Source organism: Acinetobacter sp. Res13-Abat-PEC15-P4-01, assembly GCF_015676285.1.
In the GTDB taxonomy this organism is placed as follows: Bacteria; Pseudomonadota; Gammaproteobacteria; order Pseudomonadales; family Moraxellaceae; genus Acinetobacter; species Acinetobacter nematophilus.
Window position 1 is genome coordinate 1 of record NZ_JADAIN010000020.1, and the last position, 23,035, is coordinate 23,035.

Below are 23,035 nucleotides of genomic sequence, written 5' to 3' on the forward strand. Positions count from 1 at the left end.
CAATAAAATGGCTGAAGTTGTTTCACAAACCCATTCTGCAACCAGTCCAAGTTCAAATCAATCTGGTACTTTTGTTGAAGTGCCACTTCATGACACGATTCCGATCATATTTGTCCCTGGCATTATGGGGTCAAATATTTTTAATACAGCCTTGGGTAAACCTGTTTGGATGTTAGGCAATGGTACTGGAATTGCAAGGACATTATTTCAACAAATGAATAAAAGCCCAGCGATTTTACAAAGAGAACTAGATCCTTTAAATACTCGAGTAGATGCTACTGGTGATATCAAAGTGGATAGTCGTTTAAAGTTAAATGAAAAAACCTTAAGAGATCGCTATTGGGGGACCGTACACTGGGACAGTTATGGTGGCGTCTTAACCTACCTGCAAATGGTTTTAAACAACGTTGATTTAAAAGAGCAACCTATATATGGCATGGGCGGTATAGGTGGTGGTTATGCAGCGATTCAGCAAATAAAATTGCAAGAATCTATTTATGAATGGAAAAGCCTGTTAAATCCAAAAGAACGAGATCATTGGCATCCTCAGCAAGCATTCACTGCTGTAACTGAACAGGATATTGAACATTTAAAGGCGTTTCATTTTCCTGTCTATGCTATGGGCTATAACTGGCTGCAGTCCAGTGAAGATGGTGCACAAATCGTTTCCACAAAACTGGATGCGATCAAAAAATCATATGGTCAACGTTTTCATAAATTTATCATCGTCACGCATTCCTTAGGCGGACTACTTACTCGTCGCCTCGTACAACTTCGTGGAGACCTTGCTGGAGTCGTACATGGGGTGATGCCTGCTGAAGGTGCAGCGGCAGCGTATCGACGTATTGTTACTGGATCAGAAGATGTCGGTGCTTTGCCTGCTTATGTGCTTGGCAAGAATACCGAACATGTGACTGCTGTCTTGGCCAATGCACCAGGAGGATTAGAGCTTTTACCAAGCAAAGCCTATAATAAAGGCAAACCATGGTTATTTTTAAATGGCTCAAGCTTAAGCAATGGAACAAACTTACAAGAGCATCAAGTTGCCTTGCCAGAAGCAGATCCTTATGAAGAAATTTACAAGGCAGATGGTGTATGGTGGGAAATGGTCAAAGCGGAACTTATTGACCCTGCAAATATGGTAAAAGATAATGATCCAGGTAAAAGAACAAAAGATGTATATTTTAAAAAGATTGAAAAAATTAAAGAATTTCATGACAAAATAACAAATAAATATCACCCATGTACTTATGCTCATTATGGACATGATTCCAAATTTTTCAGTTTTGGGACATTGAAATGGACGCTTGATCAACCGCTTAGAGGGTTAACCACAAATCAAATAAAAAATTTACCAAGGGTCAGTGCTCAAGAGATTGAAGTACATAATCAGCAAGTTGCAAAAGATGCCATGTATATGGGTCAAGGTGCGATGTACTATATGAAAGCAAATTCGAAAGAAAATAATGGTTTGAGATATATCAAACTCAGTAATGGAAAATTTGGTACATTTAAAATATCTCAAAAAAATGCAGAGGGTGATGGAACAGTACCTTGGCAATCTGGTCGCGCACTTTTAAAACAAGTGGGTGTGAAGCAGGTTTTTCAAATGACGGGGTTTGATCATCAAGGATCATATAACAATATTCATGTGCGTCGCTCAGTGCTTTATTCAATCGTTAAAATTATTCAGGACAATAATATCAAACCTAAATATAGATAGATGGCACAAGCTGTATCATTTATAAAGCGCTCGAAATAGAGGGAAAGTATTTGTCTGAAGATTCAGTTGGATTACAGGTGTTTATAATTTAGAACTGAATAAAAGTGATTGATGAACGAAATCTATTAATTAAAATATTCGCCCTGGAACCTAGACAAAGACTCACTTTGGCAGTGAGTCTAATGGATTAAAAATCATAGTAAAAATAGTGAATATTTTTATTGTTATAAAAACACAATCAATAAAATGATCCCCAATACAACACGATACCATGCAAAGACTCTTAACGTATGTTTTTCAACAAATTTAACCAATGCTTTAACTACCAGAATCGCAGCAATAAATGCAGCAACAAAGCCGATTGAAATATTGATCAGATTATCTGAAGTTAAAACATCTGCATTTCGAATTAAATCATAGGTCGCTGCACCTAACATGGTCGGCATTGCAAGGAAAAATGAAAATTCAGTTGCCGCTTTTCGCGATAACCCCGATAACATTCCGCCGATGATGGTTGCGCCAGAACGAGATGTTCCCGGAATCATGGCAACACATTGTGCAAAACCTACGAGAATAGCTTGTTTTAGAGTAATGTCAGTTGCTTCTATGGTTTTTGGTTCAAACTTTCGTGCTTCGACTGCAAAAATAATAAAACCACCAATAATCAAAGCAAAAGCCACGACGAGCGGGCTAAACAAGACTTGTTTAATAAAATCAACAGCAAGTACGCCAATCACGACAGCCGGAATAAATGCAACCAAAACATTGATGGTAAAGCGTCTAGCATGTGCATCGCCTGAGAAAAAGCCGCGCACTAATTCAATGATCTTTTGACGATATAGCCAGCATACTGCCAAGATTGCCCCCAGTTGAATCACGACTTCAAATACCCGACCTGAATCTGAGTGGAAGTCGATCAAATGACCAAACAGAATTAAATGTCCTGTACTGGAAATCGGTAAAAATTCAGTTAGACCCTCAATAAGCCCCAAAAACAGAGCTTTTAATAGTTCAAAATTTTCCATAATTGAAATAAACAAGAATTTAAAAAATTGAACCTTTTTAATGTATTTAACCCTACTTATAAATGGAAAAAGACAAAATTTTACGAAATTTTTACGCAGCTGATCTGGCAGTGAATAGAGAGTTTACGGCAACTTTTTCGATACTAGGCAATGGAATATCCCAGTGTTTAGGATGGAAAAGATGACTGCTAAATATATAGCGCATCAACAAGTACAGCATCCAAAAATATGCTTACGACAAAAACTTAAAAATCATACCCAAACTTGCAAGATTGGCATTTCATTTTTCAGCCTTTCAAATCAAGGAGTCTGGTCATGTTAGAGTTTATTTTACTCTTGGTCATTGTGATCGTTCTTGCTTATCCCTTAGGAAAATATCTTGCATGCATTATGCAAAATCGCAAGATGAAAATTGATCCGTTATTTAATTGGATTGAAAAGCCGATTTATGCCTTATTGGGTACCGATCCAAAACAGGGGATGAATGTTAAAACCTATTCATTGAGCTTCGTGATCAGTTGCTTGGTGATTGGATTGGTCACTTGGCTGTTGTTTATGTTCCAAGCCAATCTACACTTGAACCCCAACCATGCGCCCAATATGTCGTGGGATTTGGCATTGCATACCATGGTTTCATTCCTGACCAATACCAACCAACAGCATTATTCTGGGCAAACCCAATTGTCTTATCTGTCTCAGATGGTGGGTATTGTGGGATTGCAAATCATCACACCGATGATGGGGCTAGCCATGGTTGTTGCAACACTCCGTGCTTTATTCTCTCCACCTGCTAATGATTTGTCTGCAGTAGATCATCAAATACCGTTTGGCAGTAAAGTCCAAAAAATCAATGTTGGAAATTATTGGGCTGATGTGATACGTCCTACATTTCGGTTTTTGATTCCATTGTGCATGGTTTGGTCATTATTGTTGAATAGCCAAGGTGTTCCTGCAACATTTCAAGGTGGACCAGAAGTTCAAGTGGTCGATCAATCCACTGAGTTGAAAACACAAAAAATTCCTTTAGGACCTGTCGCACCCATGGTTGCCATCAAGCAATTGGGGAGTAATGGCGGGGGGTGGTATGGACCAAACAGTAGTGTGCCTTTAGAAAATCCAACGCCACTTTCGAATTTTTTGGAAATGATTGCAATTTTGCTGATCCCTGTTGCCGTGATCTTTATGTTGGGTTTTTTCACCAAACGTGCAAAATTTGCAGGCTTTGTGTTTGGTTCAATGCTGCTGATGTCGGTGATTTCTGCAACAACAGCCATCTGGTCTGAAAGCCTGTCTTCTACAGCAACCCAACTGTATGCGATGGAAGGTAAGGAGATGCGTTTTGGTGAGGCATCTTCTGCACTGTGGGCAGCAGTGACCACGCAAGTCAACAATGGCTCAGTGGATATGATGCATGACTCTGCATCGCCTTTAACAGGTTTAGTGGCACTCGCCAATATGTTGATTAATGCCATTTGGGGCGGTATTGGTTGCGGCTTGCAGCAATTCATTATTTATCTATTTTTGGCTGTATTTATTGCAGGCTTGATGACAGGACGTACGCCTGAATTATTTGGACGCAAGATTGAAGCCGGTGAAATTAAATTATTGGCTGTGGTGATTTTAATTCAGCCGATCGTGATTCTGTCTTTAACTTCAATGGCTTTGTTTTTTCCAGAATTGACGGGCAACAGCAATCCACAATATCACGCCGTTTCTCAAGTTCTATACGAATATGTTTCTGCTTTTGCCAATAACGGTTCTGGTTTCGAAGGCCTGGCAGACAATACGGTGTGGTGGAATCTGACATGTGTCATTGCTTTGTTGCTTGGACGCTTTCCTACGCTGATTATCCCACTCATCATTGCTGCACGTTTGGCTGCTAAACGCCAAGCGCCTGAAAGCAAAGGCAGTCTAAAAGTTGAAACACCAACATTTGCATTGACACTGATCGCCATTGTCGTGATGTTGACCTTATTGCAATTCATGCCAGTCCTTGTCTTAGGACCGATTGCTGATCATCTGTTATTGGTACAAGGTTAGGGTGAGTAAAATGAATCATTCAAAACAATCCACTTCGAATAAAACCTCTACGCTTTTTCAAGCTGAGGCTTGGAAGAATGTCTGGGTTAAACTATTACCCCAACATGCGGTAAAAAACCCTGTGATGGCGATCGTATGGTTGGGTACGATCATTACTTTGATCAGTACCTTGATGGGTAAAGCGGATGTACTATTTGGTCTTGCAGTCAGCTTCATTTTATTTATCACCGTCCTCTTTGCCAACTATGCTGAAGCGATTGCAGAAGCGAAGGGGAGAGGTCAAGCTTCTTCATTGCGGCAAGCCCGTCAAAATTTGACGGCACGGCGACTCATCTCTAAAACTGATGCAGAGGGTGAACAGGTCGCGGCGACCCAATTAAAAATGAATGATTTGATTGAAGTCCGCGCAGGTGAACTGATTCCTGCAGATGGTGAAATTATTGAGGGTTTTGCCACCATCAATGAAGCTGCGGTAACAGGAGAGTCTGCACCTGTGTTACGTGAAGCAGGAACAGACAAGTCTGGTGTCATTGGTGGAACTAAAGTTTTAACGGATCGTATCATTGTGCAAGTGACTGCTGAAGCAGGACACAGTTTCCTTGATCGCATGATTGCACTGGTTGAAGGCTCCAATCGACAAAAAACTCCGAATGAAATTGCACTGGGTATTTTACTGACCGTGATGACAGTGACTTTTATTGTGGTGGTACTCAGCTTGCCGTTCATTGGACATTTCTTAAAAATCGAGATCAATCCGATTGTGTTGGTGGCGTTACTGGTCTGTCTAATTCCAACCACTATTGGAGGATTATTGCCTGCTATTGGGATTGCTGGGATGAATCGGGCATTAAAAGCCAATGTAATTGCGAAATCAGGTAAAGCCGTTGAAGTTGCAGGTGATGTAGATGTGCTGCTGTTGGATAAAACAGGAACGATCACCTATGGCGACCGTCAAGCAACCGCCTTTTATCCTTTAGTCGGTGTGACTGAATCAGAACTTCGTCAAGCTGCCATATTGACTTCGCTGGCAGATCCTACACCTGAAGGAAAGTCAGTGGTTGCTTTGGCAAAAGAGTTGGGTGAGCGTGTAAGCGATCCTGAGCATGCAGCATTTATTGCATTCAATGCAGCAACACGCATCTCAGGCATAGATTTAAGTGATGGACATCGAATTCGTAAGGGAGCATTAGATGCGATTCTTAAATTTGCCTCACAGCATCTTGAAAATCACAGTGAGTTAAAAACCCGTGTAGAGCAGGTGGCATCAAAAGGTGCAACACCATTGGTGGTGGCAAAAGATCAAAATATTCTTGGCGTCATTGAACTGTCAGATGTAATAAAACAAGGAATCAAGGAAAAGTTTGCTCGTTTGCGTGAAATGGGAATTAAAACTGTGATGGTCACAGGGGATAATCCGCTCACCGCAGCTGCAATTGCAGCTGAAGCAGGGGTAGATGACTATATCGCCGAAGCCAAACCTGAAGATAAATTAAGCTGTATTCGTACTGAGCAGAACAAAGGTCATTTGGTGGCTATGGTGGGTGATGGCACCAACGATGCGCCTGCATTGGCCCAAGCAGATATTGGTCTGGCAATGAATTCTGGAACACAGGCCGCGAAAGAAGCAGGCAATATGGTGGATTTGGATTCAGACCCAACCAAACTTTTGTCGGTGGTTGAGATCGGTAAACAACAACTGATTACTCGTGGAGCTTTAACAACATTTTCATTGGCGAATGATGTTTCAAAATACTTTGCGATTTTACCCGCTTTGTTTGTAGCAGCAATTCCTCAAATGAATAGCTTGAATGTCATGCAGTTGGGCAGTTCTGAAAGTGCCATTCTTTCAGCACTCATTTTTAATGCCATCATTATTCCTTTACTGATTCCAATTGCTTTACGAGGGGTAAAGTTCAAACCTGCCACATCTACCCAGTTGTTACGCCGCAATATGCTGATTTATGGTGTGGGTGGAGTACTGCTTCCATTTATTGCGATTAAAGCGATTGATTTAATGATCAGTCCATTGCTTGCACTCTAAGTTGAGCGAGGAATATACACATGAATACTGAAACACATCAAGTTTTAGATTTATCATTATCCAGTTTAATCCGTGCCTCAATCGGTTTGACGGTTGTTGCTCTGGGATTGTGTGGTTTTGTCTATAGTTCTGCGGCAACAGGGCTTGGGCAGCTTAGCTTCCCTGAACAAGCCAATGGAAGTATGCTGATTGAGAATAATCAAGTATTGGGTTCACGTTTAGTGGCACAGCCTTTTCAACAAGTGCAATATTTTCAAGCTCGCCCATCGGCTGCACATTATGATCCGATGAATATGGCAGCAAGTAATATGGCCAGAACCAATCCTGAATTACAGCATATCGTTGCCGAGCGAATGGATAAAATTGCACGTCTAGACCAGATTGAGAAATCTAAAATTCCTGCGGATTTAGTGACTGCTTCGGGAAGTGGTATTGACCCTGATATTAGTGTTCAGTCTGCAATGATTCAGGTCAAGCGAGTTGCCAAAGCCCGCCATTTGACTGAAGAAAATGTCGCCCAATTGGTTCAGGAGTATACCACTCAACCTACTTTTGGAATTTTTGGACAAGCAAGAGTCAATGTTTTAGCGTTAAATTTGGCATTGGATCGGCTTGGAAAATAATCATCAGGTTGCCAAGCTTGTTGATTAGATTATATTCATTATGATGTACAGGATGTGATAAAAATTGAATGCAATATTGGATTTCATCACATCCTGACTCAATGTTTCTTAAGCCAAGAAGATGAAAAGAAAGTCTAAAATTTGTGCCAATATGATGATAAGTAAAATAATCTGATTCAATCACTTTAAAAAATGGCATCACTGCCAATACTTGGAAGACAGTAACCCTATGGCTGACGATCGAAATAACAAAGCAGATGTCTTGTTACAGCATACCCAACGTTATCAATCCGGGCGACTCACCATCTTTTTAGGGGCTGCTCCAGGGGTTGGTAAAACATTCGCCATGTTGGTTCGTGCACATGAGTTAGCTTTGCAGGGCAACAATATTGTGATTGGCTATGTAGAAACACATGGTCGCATAGAAACAGAAAACCTGCTTGCTGGTTTGAACATTATTCCAAGGAGAGTCATTGAATATCAAGGACATCATCTTGAAGAGATGGATTTGGATGCTGTTCTGGCAATAAAACCCAGTATTGTTTTGGTGGATGAGTTTGCCCACAGCAATATGCCAAACAGCCGTCATGAAAAACGTTGGCAAGACATCAATGAATTGTTGGATGCAGGCATTGATGTATTGACCACCATGAATATACAGCATTTAGAAAGTTTAAATGATGTGGTATTTCAAATTACAGGGATTCGAGTGGCTGAAACAGTTCCAGATCGTGTATTTGAACGTATTCGGGATATCCGTTTAATCGATTTACCTGTCAGCGAATTACTTGAGCGTTTGAATCAGGGCAAGGTTTATGTGCCTGAACAAGCGCAACAGGCGTTGCAGCGTTTTTTTAATCATTCCAATCTAACGGCTTTACGTGAATTGGCAATGCAAACAGTTGCCAGTTATGTCGATAGTGATGTTCGGGAGAATTTTTCGATACAGGGACTGGTTCCCATTCCCTTGAAAAACCATATTTTGATTATGGTGGACGGTAATGGTCATGCTGAGGCTTTAGTTCGGGCAGGCTGTCGTATTGCTGAAAATCGCCAGGCACATTGGACGGTGGTTGCCTTTTCAGAAGACTCTCAAATTAACAATAAATCTGAAAATGCCCGGCATCGTGAAATCGAAAGAGCGTTGAATTTAACCCGTCAACTGGGAGGCATGACAGAAATACTCTATGGTAAACAACATGCCAAAACCCTGTTTGATTATGTAATTGATCGAGGCATTTCAACATTGGTACTCACCCAACCGAATGCGAAGCCTTTTCAATTCGGTTTAAAGCTTAAAGCGAATATGGTTGATCAATTATTGAAATATCAACCGAGTTTTGAACTGAGCATGGTACCGATTATTGAGGAAAATAAGTCATATTCTAATTTTTTAGATCAAAGTACATTTCTAAATCTTAGAGAAATATTTTACGTTTTAGCGACGACTGTTATTAGCATTGTCATTGCAAGTTTGGGGGAAAAGTATTTAGGTATTGAAGAACTTTCCGTGATTTTTATTACGGCTGTGGTTTTTGTTGCATCTAAAACACGTATGTTGGCAGCGGTATTTTCTGCAATTCTGTTTTTCTTGGCCTATAATTTTTTCTTTATTTCACCAAAATTTACTCTGCAAATCTCGGCACATCAAGGGGTGATTACTGTGGTTGCTTTTCTGGGTGCTGCTTTAATTTCAAGTCGTCTGGCTTCACGCTTGAAAGAACAAGTGGTGGCTTTAAAAGCGGCAAATAGCTATAACAGTATTATGCAGGATTTGGGGCAAAAGCTTTCTGTTGCCGTAGACCTGAAACAAGTTCAAGAGATCGCAGAAAACAGCCTGAGTAAAAATTTAAATGCCGAGATCTGGTTCTATTTTCCTGGCTTGTCAATTGAGAAGAGTAATTTACACACAATCAGTGATAAAGAGAAAATATCAGCAGATTGGACGTTTAAAAATCATCAACCATCAGGACGTTTTACACAAACTTTAACGGAAAATGACTGGTGGTTTTTACCTTTATTGGCATCCAAGCAGTGTTTAGGTGTGGTCGGGATTAAATTTCCCAAGCAAGTCACCGGTTTAAATACAGAGCTTAAACAATTAACAGAAACCATGATTGAATATATTGCCCAAGCAATTTCTCGGACTCAACTGACCAAAGCCCTGGAAATCGCCAATATTAACTCGGAAACTGAAAAACTGCGCTCAGCTTTGCTTTCTTCGGTGTCACATGATTTACGCTCGCCTTTGGCTTCTATGATTGGTGCAGCAGATACTTTGACCAATTATCGACATTCTATGGATGAACAAGATCAAAACAGCTTATTGGAAGCGATTCGTCTGGAAGGTGAGCGCTTGGATCGTTATATCCAAAACTTACTCGACATGACGCGCTTAGGGCATGAAGGTCTCAGTCTTAAACGAGACTGGATTGGTGTAGATGAGTTGATTGGCTCAGCGGTACGCCGTTTAAAACGTTATATGCCACAAAGTATTGTTGAAGTTCATTTACCTGAGCAGAGCTTAAGTTTATATGTTCATGCAGCACTGATCGAGCAGGCTATTTTTAATGTCCTTGAAAATGCCGCCAAGTTTTCGCCAGAGCATAAGGCGGTCACCATAGATGTCGCACAGTGCAGTGAAAATGAAATCGAAATTGCGATCAGTGATCAAGGTCAAGGCATTCCTGAAGAAGAGCGTGATCGAATTTTTGACATGTTCTATACCATGGAGCGTGGTGATCGAGGACAATATGGTACAGGGCTTGGATTAACAATTGTCAAAGCGATTATTGGTGCACATATGGGTAAAATTATGGCATCTTCTGCGAAGAACAACCAAGGGACATGTATTCGTATGCAACTCCCGATCCAGCAAATTGGCTAGTCTCGTTTTTTGATTTAAGGAAGCATCATGCCAGAGCAAAATGTATCAACAAGCTCGATGACCAATGTATTGATTATTGATGATGAAACACAGATTCGTAAATTTCTGGATATCGCACTTCGTGCTCAAGGTTATAAAACATTGTTGGCTGAAAATGGTCAAAAGGGGTTGGAGCTTTTGGCTTTGCAGGGAGCAGATCTGGTCATTCTTGATCTTGGTTTACCTGACTTAGATGGTGCAGAAGTCCTGTCAGAGCTCAGAGTCTGGTCACATGTGCCTGTCATTGTATTGTCCGTGCGTTCGAATGAAGAAGAAAAGGTCAAGCTACTGGATGCAGGTGCCAATGACTATGTGACTAAACCCTTTAGTGTGCAGGAGCTCATGGCACGAATAAGGGTGCTGCTTCGCCAGTATCAAAATGTTGTGGTGGAGTCTGCTTGTTTTGATGATGGCGTATTAAAAATTGACTTTGCACATCGACAGGTTTTTTTAAACCACCAATTGATTTCTTTGACACGCAAGGAATACCAGCTTTTGACGTTGTTGGCCCAACATAAGGGGCAATTGATTACTCAACCACAAATTTTAAATGATTTGTGGGGACCAACGCATCAGGAAGACACGCATTATTTAAGAATTTTAGTGGCAAAACTGCGTGGTAAATTAAACGATAATGCTGTTCAACCGACCTATATTGTCACTGAGCCGGGTGTAGGATTGAGATTTCTGGGACAATAGGTCCCATGTTTTTCAGGTGTTCCTCTTTAAAATTGAAATGATTCATCAATATCAACTTAACACCTCATTCAAGTTTGAAAAGCAAGCAAAAGGTTTTAGCACTATAAACATATTGAAACAAACAGAAAAAAGAAAGTGTGAAATACCGGAAGCAATCAAACAAAACACCTCAGTGGATGGATATTTTTTAATGAAAAAGCGTTGGATCACTGCCTTTTACTTTTGTTGATATACAGCATTGAAAGATTATTTAGGTAGAGAGCAGAATTTAATTCAAGAATAAAAACACGAAATAAAATAAGAATTTTTTACATTTAATTACATTTCTCATTGGGCATTTTTTCATTCTCATTCGTCTATATAGATATAAGGCAGTTATTTATCTGTCTGGTCTGATTTTGGAGCAAAGAGGAATGAGTATGTTGATTCAACAGCACAGGTCAAAGATTCGAAACATCCTGATCCATTTATCCAACGATGTTATGTCCAATATTTTTAGACAGCATCGTTAAGTGTATGAATGTTGTGTTTAAGGATTTGTATGATCGAAAAATGTATACCACGCTATGTGGTGTCATGATTTGTCATGTCTTGTTAATCTGGGCAATGTCTTTTTTGCAGACGGATCAATTTGTCGAAACGCATTCACCAGAAAATGCAATCAAAATTCGTTTTGTTCGCATGAATAAGACTGAAACGATTCAAGAGAGCGATACAGCTACAGCAACGCATTCAACACAATCCCAAATACAGTCCACAACACAGCAGCCAATTTCTAAAACAACAGCATCTCATCAAAAACCAACCAAAGTGATTCAGAGTAGCGAATCCAAAAAAATAATCATGGCGCAACCTCAACAGGATACTCAGAAAACCATGCTGACAAAAGCAACAGATGAATCTTCAAAGAGCAGTACAGAAACAACTCAGCAACAGTCGCAAACGCAAACCAAGACTGAGTTAAATACTTCGAAACAGCAGTCATCTTCTGGTCAATCAAATGAGCAGACTCAAAAATCCGGTGGTGAAGAAGGTCGAGAAAATAAAAAAGAACAAAGTGCTGAATCTGCATCAAAACCTCAACAACCGATTATGGTCAGTAAGGTTGATGTATTGAGCTTTGGTCAGTTGAATTACGATGACCGTGAGTTAAAGAATCAACAGCGTCTACTGGTTTTGACCGTCAAGATTAATCCTCAAGGACAAGCGATTGATGTCAAAGTGAAACAGAGTACAGGATTAAGCAGTTTAGATGCACGAGGTGTTCAGGCTGCACAAAAAACCAAATTTAAACCACACATCTTAAATGGTGAAGCAGTTGCTATCGTGGTGGATTTTCCCATTCAGCTTAAGCTTGGTCGCAACCGCTGATTGGACTAACAGGTGTATACAATGTTTATTGAGGAATTTTTATGAACGCATCGACAGAAAAAGCAATGACAGAAAGTTTAATGCAACGTTTAAAACGAACGACTGCTGAAGAACATGATCGTATGGAAGTTTTGATGCAACAATCGGGTGCTTTTGCCAGCCAAGACAATTATGCCCAATTCACACTTTCACAGTATTACTTTCAGAAAGATGTCGAGCATTTATACGAGGATGCAAAAGTGCAACAGTTGATTCCTGATTTAGATGTGCGTGGTCGTTCTGATGCTGCATTGCAGGATTTGGCTGATTTAGGCGTGCAGCCACAACAAAGCGATATTGCAACGCATACCGTGAGTTTTCCTCAATCATTAGGCTGGATTTATGTCTCTGAAGGTTCGACATTAGGTGCAGCATTTTTACTCAAAGAAGCCCAAGCTAAATTTGGCTTTAGTGCTGAGTTTGGTGCACGTAATTTGGCAGCATATCCAGAAGGTCGAGGCTTAGTGTGGAAACGTTTCAAGCAAACGCTGGATGAGGCAAATTTTAGTTCAGAAGATCAACAACTAATTATTGAAGGAGCGATGCAAGGCTTTCAGCGTTTTGGTGAGCTTTTAGCACAATTGAAAACACTGAAATAAATGATGAATCGTTGAAAAGGGAATCAAGCAATGAAGCAAACAGGAACTGAAACAGAGATCAATACCAGTATTACATTGCCAGAACCTAAACTGGCGAAGTCATGGTTGGTACGTTGCGTGTGTATTGCACTCGCAGGTTTATGTTTGATTTTGGGTACCATGGGTTTAGTGGTACCAGGTTTGCCTACGTTTGATTTTTATTTTCTTGCAGCAATTTTTGCAGCCAAAGGCTCAAAACGAATGCATCACTGGATTGTAAACAATCGACTGATTGCACCAATTTTACAGCAGTGGCAGACCCAGCGCACACTACCTACAAAAGTGAAGTTATTTTCTTTGTTGAGTATGAGTGTTGCCGCCGGAATTTTAATTTGGACAGTGCCTCATCCATGGGCAGTTGGCGCAATAATTATCATGATGATTTGCGTACAAATATGGATGTGGTTTAAGGCATGAATCAATGAGGATTATCTTTGGATGGAAATCTTTAACCCCTATAAAAATATTGAAGAATTAAAACATTTACTTTTACAAGCAAATTTAAAAGTGACTACAACAAGATTAACAGTACTGAATATTTTAAAAAATGCACGGCGTGAACTCACTGCTGCTGAGATTTTATACAATCCATCACCACAGGTTAAAAAACTGTCTTTTGCAGGTGTATATCAGACCTTGAGGCAGTTGGAAGAAGCAGGGGTGTTGGTGAAATTTAAACTTGGAAATGAACAGGCACTCTATTCATTTAAAAATTGCCAAACCAATATCCGCATATGCTGTAAAAAATGCGGTCATTTACATTTGGTTCAGGATCAGGATCTGGAACTTGATCTTCAAGCGTTGATCTTGGCGCATGGCGCAAGTACTTACCACCTCACTTTGGAAAAATCGGAGTGTCTATACTGTAAGGGCTGAGGTGAGGTTTAGGATGATATCGATAATGTGTTGACCTCAATAAAGTAGATGCTGATTTAAAAATATCCATAACTATGCATGAATAAATTTAGATACAAAATGATGCAATGAGAAATAAGCGTTTAAAAGGTTGTTTTAGTGGAAAAATAATCGTTATGTTTAATCGAGATATCGAAGCCTTATATGCGCAAATGATAAAACTGTACTTAATAAATCAAGGATTTTAGGAAAGAGTCACTTGACATTTAAATGATAATTATTATCATTTGTGTGAGCTTAAACGAGTTGATTCTATTGTGAACAAAAATCCTGCATTTGTAGATCAATTGTATCGTGATCATCAGTCCTGGTTGCATCAATGGCTGAGAAAAAAGATTGGTAGCAGTGAACATGCGGCTGATTTGGTTCAAGATACTTTTATCAAGATTTTACAGACGCGTGATGAGTTGTTTGGGATTAAAGAGCCACGTGCTTATTTAGTCACGATCGCACGTAATTTAATGATTGATCAAGTCCGCCGTAAACGCATTGAACAAGCGTATTTGGATGAATTAGGTCAAATGGAATATCTTTTAGATGCGATTCCTTCACCAGAAGACCAACTACAGATTATTCAAGCGATTGATCAAATTTGTCAGGCATTGGCATCTGTTTCTGAAAAAGCCCAACGTGCATTTGTCTTACATTATTTTGAAGGTTTGACCCATAAAGAAATTGCCAAGCAGATTGGTGTTTCGACGAAAATGATTCAAAAATATCTCGCAACATGCTTGGTGCAATGTTATGTGCTAAAGCAAGAGAAGGATCTGTTTGTATAAATGATAGACGATCAGAAAAGCAAACAAAAATTAATTGAAGAAGCCGCAGAGTGGATTGTACTGCTCAGTGCTGATGATGATTTAACAAAAAAAGCGGCTAAAATGGATTTTGATGCTTGGAAAAGTATGAGTCCGCAACGACAAAAAATTGCACAAGATATTGAACATTATCTGTATTCTATTCAAAAACTGGTACAGACCCCCCAACAGCAACAGATGACGCAATCCGTGCTGAAAGCAGGTTTGCAAAGTGCAAATAAACAAAAGAATTTACGTTATGGGAGCATCTTCGCCATCGCATTATGCAGTTTGGGGGGGATTTATACTTATCTTGCCTATCATCCAATCGCTTACCTCACTGCTGACCTCAAGTCTTCGGCAGGAGAGTGGAATACTCATAGCTTAAACGATGGGTCAACGCTGAAATTTCGTGGGCAAAGTGCGGTCAATGTACATTTTTCTGCTAATCAACGTGTCGTAGAGTTGGTCCAAGGCGAAATATTTGTAGATGTCGCTAAAGACCGAGCACGCCCATTTATTGTTCAAACACAACATGGTCAAATCGAAGCTTTAGGCACTGCATTTAGTGTTCGCTATCAGCCAGAACTTACAGAACTCAAGATGTTGCATTCTAAAGTGAAAGTACAAACTTCTCACTTAGGTAAACAACCATCCAAGCCATCTTCCGTGATTGTATCCGCAGGGCAGGAAGTCACATTTAATGGATATGCTATACAATCCATTCATGATTTGAACATTCATAACGAACAACAAAAATGGATGCAAGGTCAGTTGATTGTTGAAAATATGCCTTTATCGAAAGTTTTGACGGAATTAGATCAAAATAGCCGAACGAAAATTATATTTAAAAAGGATCAACTGGAAAAAATCCAAGTCAATGCAGTCTTGCCTTTAGATCATACTGAAAATGCTTTGAAGTTGTTGAATAGTGTGTTTCCACAGCTCAAGATTTATCAAATCACGCCGTATCTGACTGTGGTAACGACTCAATAACATAAGTAATTACATCTATGAGTCGGTTATACATCTCAATCAACCCCATTGCTCTCACTACTCAGCAATGAGTGACCTGAAACGCATTGATTAATGAGAATAGACGATTACATTATTATCAATAAAGCCCTATCTCAGGAAATTGTGGCTGACTTTTTCAAGTTTCATATTTTATCAAGAATTTTATCGAACTCAGGTTAAAGACAAAAGTTTCATACCTGATCAAGATCAATCAGATTTAGAAAGCTTCCCAAAGCTCCGTTTCGTAATAAATCTAAGACCCGTTCAAGTTTCATTTTAAAAAAAATTTTAATTCTAGGTTCCACTTTTTTATTTCTCGTGCGTCATATTCAGTAGAAGCAAAAATTAGGATTCATTTAATTATGTATGTTGAATGATTCTTATTTACATTTACTGGGGCGTAAAATGAACAAAGCTGCTTGGGATAAAAAGCAAACAAAATCTTCTTTTCGAGTTTCATCATTGGCATTGGCTATTCATGTTGCTTGTGTGGGGATTGGCGCAATGGGGCTGGCGCAAAGCGTCTCTGCGCAAACTTTGGAATCACGTTCTTATCATATCCCAGCAGGTTCACTTGCCAGTGTTTTAAACACTTTTGCTGAACAAGCAGGTACCACGATTGCCATAGATGCCAATTTATTAAAAGGAAAATCCAGTTCTGGTTTGACTGGGCAATATGATGTGGAAAGTGGTTTCCAGCGTATTTTAGCACCCACTGAATTTGTTGCAGCAAAAGTGGGCAGTGGCTATATGCTCAAGGAAGTGACTCAAGCTGAACTCAAAACCGCAGCAGCAACCACTCAATCAACAGCCACCGAATATGAAAATGCGGTGCAACTTAGCCCAATGACTGTTTTTGGCACAGTGAGTCGAGATACCAAAGGGCAGAATGATGTTTATGACCAAGATATTTCTAGCGTCTACGCCAGCAAAGAGCAAATAGAACGATATAAAGGCGCTCAGCCAGCAGACTTATTTAAGGGAATGGTCGGAGTATACAGTGGGGATGCTCGAAATAGTGGTGCTTTAGATCCAAGCATACGTGGCGTTCAAGGACCGGGACGAGTGCCAGTGCTTATTGATGGGACAGAGCAAGCACTAACAGTATGGCGCGGTTATAACGGTGCAAATAACCGTAGTTATATCGATCCGAATTTAATCGGTGGGCTACAAGTCATCAAAGGACCTTCCATCACCCGCAATGTAAACACAGGTGTCGGCGGTGCTGTCGTTATTCATACTTTGGCTGTAGATGATGTTTTAAAAGAAGGTAAAAATTTTGGTGGAGAAATAAAAGTAGAAACCAGCAGTAATGCAGTGAAACCTAGAGAACCGCAATTACTCACAGGTCAAAGTATTTATGATAATCCCAACTATCCGCCAGTAGCAACGAACTGGCAAGGTAAGCCAATATTCGAACCTTATTATGATCCGTCTTTATTTAAGATGGCACGCCAGAATAAAGAAAACAATATATACTCAGGTGATGATGTTGCGACTCGTATCGCTTTGGCGGGGCGTACTGATAACTTTGAAGTATTGGCTGCTTATGCTTATCGGAATAAGGGTAATCATTTTGCCGGAAAAAATGGCAGTGAATATTATAATAAACCATCACAGGAACGTTATAACTATGTTCCTTATCTTGCCAAAGTTTATCCGGGAGGTACAGAAGTTCCGAATACATCTCTAGAAACAGAATCTTATTTGTTGAAAGCAACATGGAAGCCGACTGATGAACAGCGTTTAGAGTTTGGCTATCGAGACAGTTCAATCACCAATGGAGAAATACTGCCCTCAAGAATTGCTTGGGAGGCATTGGTAAAAAACAAAACAGGCGTACCACAGTGGCCTCTAAGTCATATTGACTCCAAAGCCTATAATATGGAATACAAATATCAGCCTAAAAACAATAATCTAGTCGATTTTTACAGCAATATTTGGCGAACTGATACCAAAAGCCATACTTATAGTTCTGGTGGATTTCCCAATGATACCAATGAGAACTTGGGCATCTTTGTGAACAGTGCCGTCGCAAACTCGGACAATACTCGCCAAGGAATAACCTTAAGTAATAAGTTTAAATTACTGTCTAGTCTTGGCTTGACTGTTGGTGGTAGTTTTCAAAAAGAAAAGCTCAGTTCAGATGATATTTATAAAGACCCAAATATTAACGGAACGAATTCAGGTTATCGAATGGTACCGAGAGCAGGGCGTCGAGAAGAAAAAGAGTTTAATTTTAACTTTGACTATCAGCCAGTGTCATGGCTGACGCTAAACGCAGGTGCAAGATATCAAAACTATTGGGCCTTTGATGATTTTCTTAATGAACGGGTCAATGCGGGTGATCCCCAGTTTAACCTGATTAAAAAAGCCACTGCATTAAGCATGAGTTATTTTACCAAAAAAGCAAATATGACTCCAGAACGCGAACAACAATTAAGAAATACATTAGATGCAGTCGCTTTGGCTCAGGGCTGGACGGAGGAATATAAGCAAAAAGAATTAAAAAGACAGATATATACTCAACGTAATACGATTAACTATCAAAAGGATAGTCGTGGAAAATTAACCATTGCCAATAATCCCTTTTTAAATGGTACCTTGGTAGAAGGTCGGGATTATGGATATTATTCTGGTGGTGGCATTCCTAGTGCTTATAATGATATTGACTTAACCAAAACAGGTGTGCAAAAAACCAAAGATAGTGGTTGGACACCGACGGCTTCAGCAACGGTTAACTTTAACTCAAATAGCCGAATGTATTTGCGCTATAGCGAAGCATATAGAATGCCAAGTATGTTTGAAAGTACGCTTGGTTTTTCTGGAACTTTAAGTGGCTATAAGTTAGAACCTGAGCATGCATCAAATTATGAACTCGCCTATGTTCATAATCTTTCTGAGTTATTTAAAAACAGCAGTTATGCTGATATTAAATTGGCTTATTACTATAACAAAACCAAGAATGCGATTGAGCGTAGCCCAACTTTGGCATTTAGTAATGTCGATAGTCTCACTACAGAAGGACTGGAACTACAAAGTCGCTTTGACAATGGACGTTTCTTTACGGATTTGAGTGCCAATTACCGTTTTAAGAATAAAGTATGTGATGAAAATTCAGCAATGATTTTGGGGGCAAATAAGCAGTTCTCAGTAAATCGCTGTGTCGATGATGGATTTGTAGGGGGATATTTGGTCAGTATGGCAATTCCCAAATATTCAGTAAATTTGACGCTTGGAGGACGTTTCTTTGATCAGAAATTGGAATTGGGTACACGAGCGAGTTATTACCAAAAATATGAAAATCCTGAAACGAAAAACTATAACGGGATAGAGATGAGTTATTACGCCAATACCCCTTTGGCTTGGAACTCAATGACCATTTTAGATGCTTATATCAATTATCGACTGAAGCAGGACACTTTATTTGAACTGGTGGGAACTAATCTTACTGACGAATTCTATATTGATCCTTTAACCCGTTCGGCAATTGCAGCACCTGGTCGAACATTTAAGTTAAGCGTTAGCCATAAGTTTTAAAGAAACTTTGGATAATTACTGAATTTATTGCACGTAGTGTGCAATAAATGTGTGGAAAATAAGACAGGTACTCCTTGATTTTACACTTAAATTGAAAAATTAAAATCAGTGCAGCACATGTTTTATTTTAAATGATAATCATTAAGATTTTTATTTTTATTCTTAATGGCAAAACTTTAAACTCATAACGAGGAACTTAAAATGAAACTTCAATCTATCTCACTGGCTGTTTTACTATCTATTGGTTTAGTCGGTGCTGCTCAGGCAGCTATAGTCGGTGAGTCGAGTGATGTTAGTAAAATCGAGGTCGCAGCTACAGGTTCACTGGGGCCAAACCATCCAAACTCGGGTGTAGGTTTCGGAATCCAAGACTTTTATAACGGTGCAGTTGTTGCATTCTCAGGTTTTAACGGCTATGCAGATGGCAATGGTGTGGTGCGCTTAAACCCGTATTTACCTGGTCTTCCGCCAACACATGCTGCTATCGGTTATGCCAACTATAAACAAGTGCCTACACAAGACGTTTGGTTTGGTGAGTGGAATGCCGAAGCCAAAGATGCCAGTGGAAACCGTCTAGGTACAGTTGATCCAGCAACACAAACTGTTTATTACAATGGTAAAGATGCGGATACCAGCGTACCGTCTACAGGTACTGCAAATTATAGCGTTCAAGGTGTCAATAATTATAATGGCTCTAATTTGTTGTCAGGTACGTTTACTGCAAACTTTGCAACTAAACAGTTAACGGGTTCATTGAGTGACAGTTCACGTACCTTTAATTTAGGTACTGCAACGATTAATAATGACGCTACGATTAGTGGTTCAAATGCATCTTGGACAGGTGGACCTTCTGGCGGTACTGTTTCAGGTCAGTTTTATAATAGTCAAACCAGCTTAGCAGGCATTGCAACATTTGCTGGTAATAGAGCATCTGACGTTGCGTTTGGTGGTAAGAAATAATGATTTAAATGAGAAAGGCTTGCTTCGGTAAGTCTTTCTTTTTTATTTTATTATTGCAGTTCAAACTAGTCATTAAGTATTTTTAATTTTTATTCTTAATGATAATAAAAAAGCGTATCGAGGAACTTGAAATGAAATTACACTCTATTTCATTGGCTGTTTTATTATCTATTGGTTCAGTGGGTGTTGTACAAGGGGCAGACATAGGTGAATCAAGTGATAACTTCAAAATTGTAGTTGGTTCTACTGGCTCAATTGGTCCAGGTCAATCAGTAGCTGGTATAGGTTTTGGAATTAAAGACTTTTATAATGGTATAGTTGTTGCATTTTCTGGCTTTCAACGCTATGCAGATGTTAATGGTGTGGTACTTCTTAGTCCATATTTAGTAGGTGCACCTCCATATCACGAAAGAATCGGTTATAGCAGTTATAAACAGGTTCCTACACAAGATGTTTGGTTTGGAGAGTGGAATGCCGAAGCCAAAGATGCCAGTGGATATCGTTTAGGTACAGTTGATCCATGGACGCATACAGTTTATTACAATGGTAAAGATGCGGATACTAGCGTACCGTCTACAGGTACTGCAAATTATAGCGTTCAAGGTGTCAATAATTATAATGGCTCTAATTTGTTGTCAGGTACGTTTACTGCAAACTTTGCGACCAAACAGTTAACGGGCTCATTGAGCGACAGTTCACGTACATTTAATTTAGGTACTGCGACGATTAGTAATGACGCTACGATTAGTGGTTCAAATGCATCTTGGGTAGGTGGACCGTCTGGTGGTGAAGTGTTTGGTCAATTTTATAATAGTCAAACCAGCTTAGCAGGAATGGCAATGTTCGCTGGTTACAGAGCATATGACGTTGCTTTTGGTGGTAAGAAATAATGATTTAGATGAGAAAGGCTTACTTCGGTAAGTCTTTCTTTTTTTATTTTGTAGGGTGATCAATGAAAAAAATAGTATTGCTTGGCGTTGTGTTACTGTGTGGAGAATCTGTCTATGCAGCAGATGATACCAGTATCAGGTTAAATCAGGAAATTAGTCAGCAGCAATATCAAAATGATAAGAAACTACTCAAATCAGATGATCCCAAAAAAGACCAAGCATTACCGAATCTGATCATACAAGGTCAGGAATATATGGTGAAGGATGAACCCGCAGAAGTTGCTTATGCGCTTTATTTGGCAGTGATGCAAAAACAATGGCAAGTCGCTTTACGTTATCTTGAAAAATATAAAAATTTTCCAAATTATGATCAGGCATTAACGGAATTTGCTGAAGGTGTCATGGCACGCACCCAGGGGAATTTAAGTTTAGCTGAAAGCAAACTAAAACACAGTTTAGAGATTCAATCCAATAACTTAATGACTCAACTTGAGTTGGCTCGTGTCTATACTGAACAACAAAAAAATCAGCAAGGTCAACAGTTATTTCAGCAGATTCAATCTCAATTGAACCTGTTAACAGATCCTGCTGCTCAAGGTATTCGTCAAACTGTAGAGATGTATATCAATGGTCTTAAACAACGAGATGCATGGCATGGTTCACTGGCCTTTGGTTCACGTTATGCCAGCAATATCAACAACGCTTCAGATAAACATGACATCATTACCTATTACGCTATAGACCCAAACACGAAGGAAGTCGTGCCTGTTGAACAAGTGAAGCGCGGAACGCCAGATGCGATCAGTGCACAAGGTCTGGATTATGAAGCAACCTTAACCAAGCGTTGGTCGCTTTCTGGGCAGCATGGTATTGCTTTACGTGGATTATTCTATGGTCAAGTTTACCCAGATCAGACAGATTATAATGAATTAACTTTTAATTTAAATGCGGGTTATAGTTTTTATAATGAACGTAATCAAGTCTTGGTTGCTCCTGTATTTGAACATAAATACTATGCCCATGATTCACTCTATAGTGCCTATGGGTTAAGAGGCGAGTGGATGCGTTTTATCTCGAACGATAAAGCCGTCAAGTTAGAAGCCGAAATGAAAGATATGAACTATTCCCAGTATAAAGGCCAGAATGGCATGGAATATTCAGTCTATTCAACTTTTTGGAAAATTTTACCAAAAAACTGGACCTTATTTGGTGGACTGGATTTCGTTGACCATAATACCCAAGAGCAATATTTCACAGCATATCAACAACAAGGCATACGTTTAGGGCTGGCCAAAAATTTTACCGCAGGCTTTAATACCCATTTATTTAGTTCTTTTCGTTGGCGTCAATTTGATAAATTTACCCCTGTTTTAGAGGATAGGCGACATGATTTTGAACAAAACTATACCTTGATTATAAGTGCGCCGCGTTGGGCTTTTTACGGTTTAACACCGAATCTTACTTATCAATATAATCAAAATAACAGTAATGTAGAGTGGTTGTATTCCTATGATAAACATAATATTAGTTTAAAATTAGAGCATCGATTTTAAACTGTATAGAAATACGATCTCATAAAATGAATCTGCATGACGATAGATTTTGCATGACTATAATTTCAAATCTTGTATTTAAAATTGTATAGATTTGTTCCTGAGATATCTCAGGGCGATATCCCTAAAAGAGTTTTTTGCTTAAGTGGAAAATGTGTACTGTACATTGCCCAGAATACCTGCTTTGCGGATGACATTTCTGTTTGTTCGTTCAAAATGAAAACTTTTCTATGATTCA

General features: G+C 39.4%; 17 protein-coding genes. 16 read left to right on the forward strand and 1 reads right to left on the reverse strand.

Translation table 11 applies throughout. The features are described from left to right. Positions 1-7 precede the first annotated feature (7 nt). Entirely contained in the window at positions 8-1,723 is a 1,716-nt protein-coding gene (locus tag IMO47_RS07130) for an alpha/beta hydrolase (protein ID WP_196074645.1), read from the forward strand. A gap of 224 nt (positions 1,724-1,947) precedes the next feature. Here IMO47_RS07130 and IMO47_RS07135 read toward each other — a convergent pair whose 3' ends face one another. Beyond that, complete coding sequence (locus IMO47_RS07135; protein ID WP_196074644.1) at positions 1,948-2,748, reverse strand: undecaprenyl-diphosphate phosphatase; 801 nt, start codon at positions 2,746-2,748, stop codon at positions 1,948-1,950. A 315-nt stretch (positions 2,749-3,063) separates the two neighbouring features. Here IMO47_RS07135 and kdpA point away from each other — a divergent pair, with 315 nt between their 5' ends. The 15 genes from kdpA (at position 3,064) to IMO47_RS07210 (ending at position 22,797) form a co-directional block, all read left to right on the forward strand. Continuing rightward, positions 3,064-4,788 (forward strand): potassium-transporting ATPase subunit KdpA, encoded by a 1,725-nt coding sequence (gene kdpA, locus IMO47_RS07140; protein ID WP_196074643.1) that lies wholly within the window; start codon positions 3,064-3,066, stop codon positions 4,786-4,788. A 10-nt stretch (positions 4,789-4,798) separates the two neighbouring features. Further along, positions 4,799-6,829 carry a potassium-transporting ATPase subunit KdpB gene (kdpB, locus tag IMO47_RS07145; RefSeq protein WP_196074642.1) on the forward strand — a complete coding sequence of 677 codons (2,031 nt, stop codon included), beginning with the start codon at positions 4,799-4,801 and terminating at the stop codon, positions 6,827-6,829. Between the two features lie 20 nt (positions 6,830-6,849). Continuing rightward, positions 6,850-7,452 carry a potassium-transporting ATPase subunit KdpC gene (gene kdpC, locus IMO47_RS07150; protein WP_196074641.1) on the forward strand — a complete coding sequence of 201 codons (603 nt, stop codon included), beginning with the start codon at positions 6,850-6,852 and terminating at the stop codon, positions 7,450-7,452. A 229-nt stretch (positions 7,453-7,681) separates the two neighbouring features. Further along, complete coding sequence (locus IMO47_RS07155) at positions 7,682-10,339, forward strand: sensor histidine kinase KdpD (protein WP_196074640.1); 2,658 nt, start codon at positions 7,682-7,684, stop codon at positions 10,337-10,339. Between the two features lie 27 nt (positions 10,340-10,366). After that, positions 10,367-11,077 carry a response regulator gene (locus tag IMO47_RS07160; RefSeq protein ID WP_196074639.1) on the forward strand — a complete coding sequence of 237 codons (711 nt, stop codon included), beginning with the start codon at positions 10,367-10,369 and terminating at the stop codon, positions 11,075-11,077. Between the two features lie 552 nt (positions 11,078-11,629). Continuing rightward, entirely contained in the window at positions 11,630-12,448 is an 819-nt protein-coding gene (locus IMO47_RS07165; protein ID WP_227552236.1) for an energy transducer TonB, read from the forward strand. Between the two features lie 41 nt (positions 12,449-12,489). After that, positions 12,490-13,086 (forward strand): biliverdin-producing heme oxygenase, encoded by a 597-nt coding sequence (locus IMO47_RS07170; protein WP_196074637.1) that lies wholly within the window; start codon positions 12,490-12,492, stop codon positions 13,084-13,086. A 30-nt stretch (positions 13,087-13,116) separates the two neighbouring features. After that, the gene (locus IMO47_RS07175) at positions 13,117-13,542 is read left to right on the forward strand and encodes a YbaN family protein (RefSeq protein ID WP_196074636.1); all 426 of its coding nucleotides are present in this window, start codon (positions 13,117-13,119) and stop codon (positions 13,540-13,542) included. Positions 13,543-13,563: 21 nt separating this feature from the next. Beyond that, complete coding sequence (locus IMO47_RS07180) at positions 13,564-14,001, forward strand: transcriptional repressor (RefSeq protein WP_196074635.1); 438 nt, start codon at positions 13,564-13,566, stop codon at positions 13,999-14,001. A gap of 296 nt (positions 14,002-14,297) precedes the next feature. Continuing rightward, positions 14,298-14,819, forward strand: coding sequence for a sigma-70 family RNA polymerase sigma factor (locus IMO47_RS07185; protein ID WP_196074634.1), 522 nt, complete (start codon positions 14,298-14,300; stop codon positions 14,817-14,819). Further along, a complete protein-coding gene (locus tag IMO47_RS07190; protein ID WP_196074633.1) occupies positions 14,820-15,833 on the forward strand; it encodes a FecR domain-containing protein in 1,014 nt (337 codons plus the stop codon). Positions 15,834-16,259: 426 nt separating this feature from the next. After that, positions 16,260-19,394 carry a TonB-dependent receptor gene (locus IMO47_RS07195; protein WP_196074650.1) on the forward strand — a complete coding sequence of 1,045 codons (3,135 nt, stop codon included), beginning with the start codon at positions 16,260-16,262 and terminating at the stop codon, positions 19,392-19,394. A gap of 201 nt (positions 19,395-19,595) precedes the next feature. After that, positions 19,596-20,354, forward strand: a complete 759-nt coding sequence (locus IMO47_RS07200; RefSeq protein WP_196074632.1) for a Slam-dependent surface lipoprotein — start codon at positions 19,596-19,598, stop codon at positions 20,352-20,354. Between the two features lie 131 nt (positions 20,355-20,485). Beyond that, complete coding sequence (locus IMO47_RS07205; RefSeq protein ID WP_196074631.1) at positions 20,486-21,244, forward strand: Slam-dependent surface lipoprotein; 759 nt, start codon at positions 20,486-20,488, stop codon at positions 21,242-21,244. Positions 21,245-21,306: 62 nt separating this feature from the next. Then, positions 21,307-22,797: a surface lipoprotein assembly modifier gene (locus IMO47_RS07210; protein ID WP_196074630.1), complete on the forward strand. Its 1,491-nt coding sequence runs from the start codon at positions 21,307-21,309 to the stop codon at positions 22,795-22,797. Positions 22,798-23,035 lie beyond the last annotated feature (238 nt).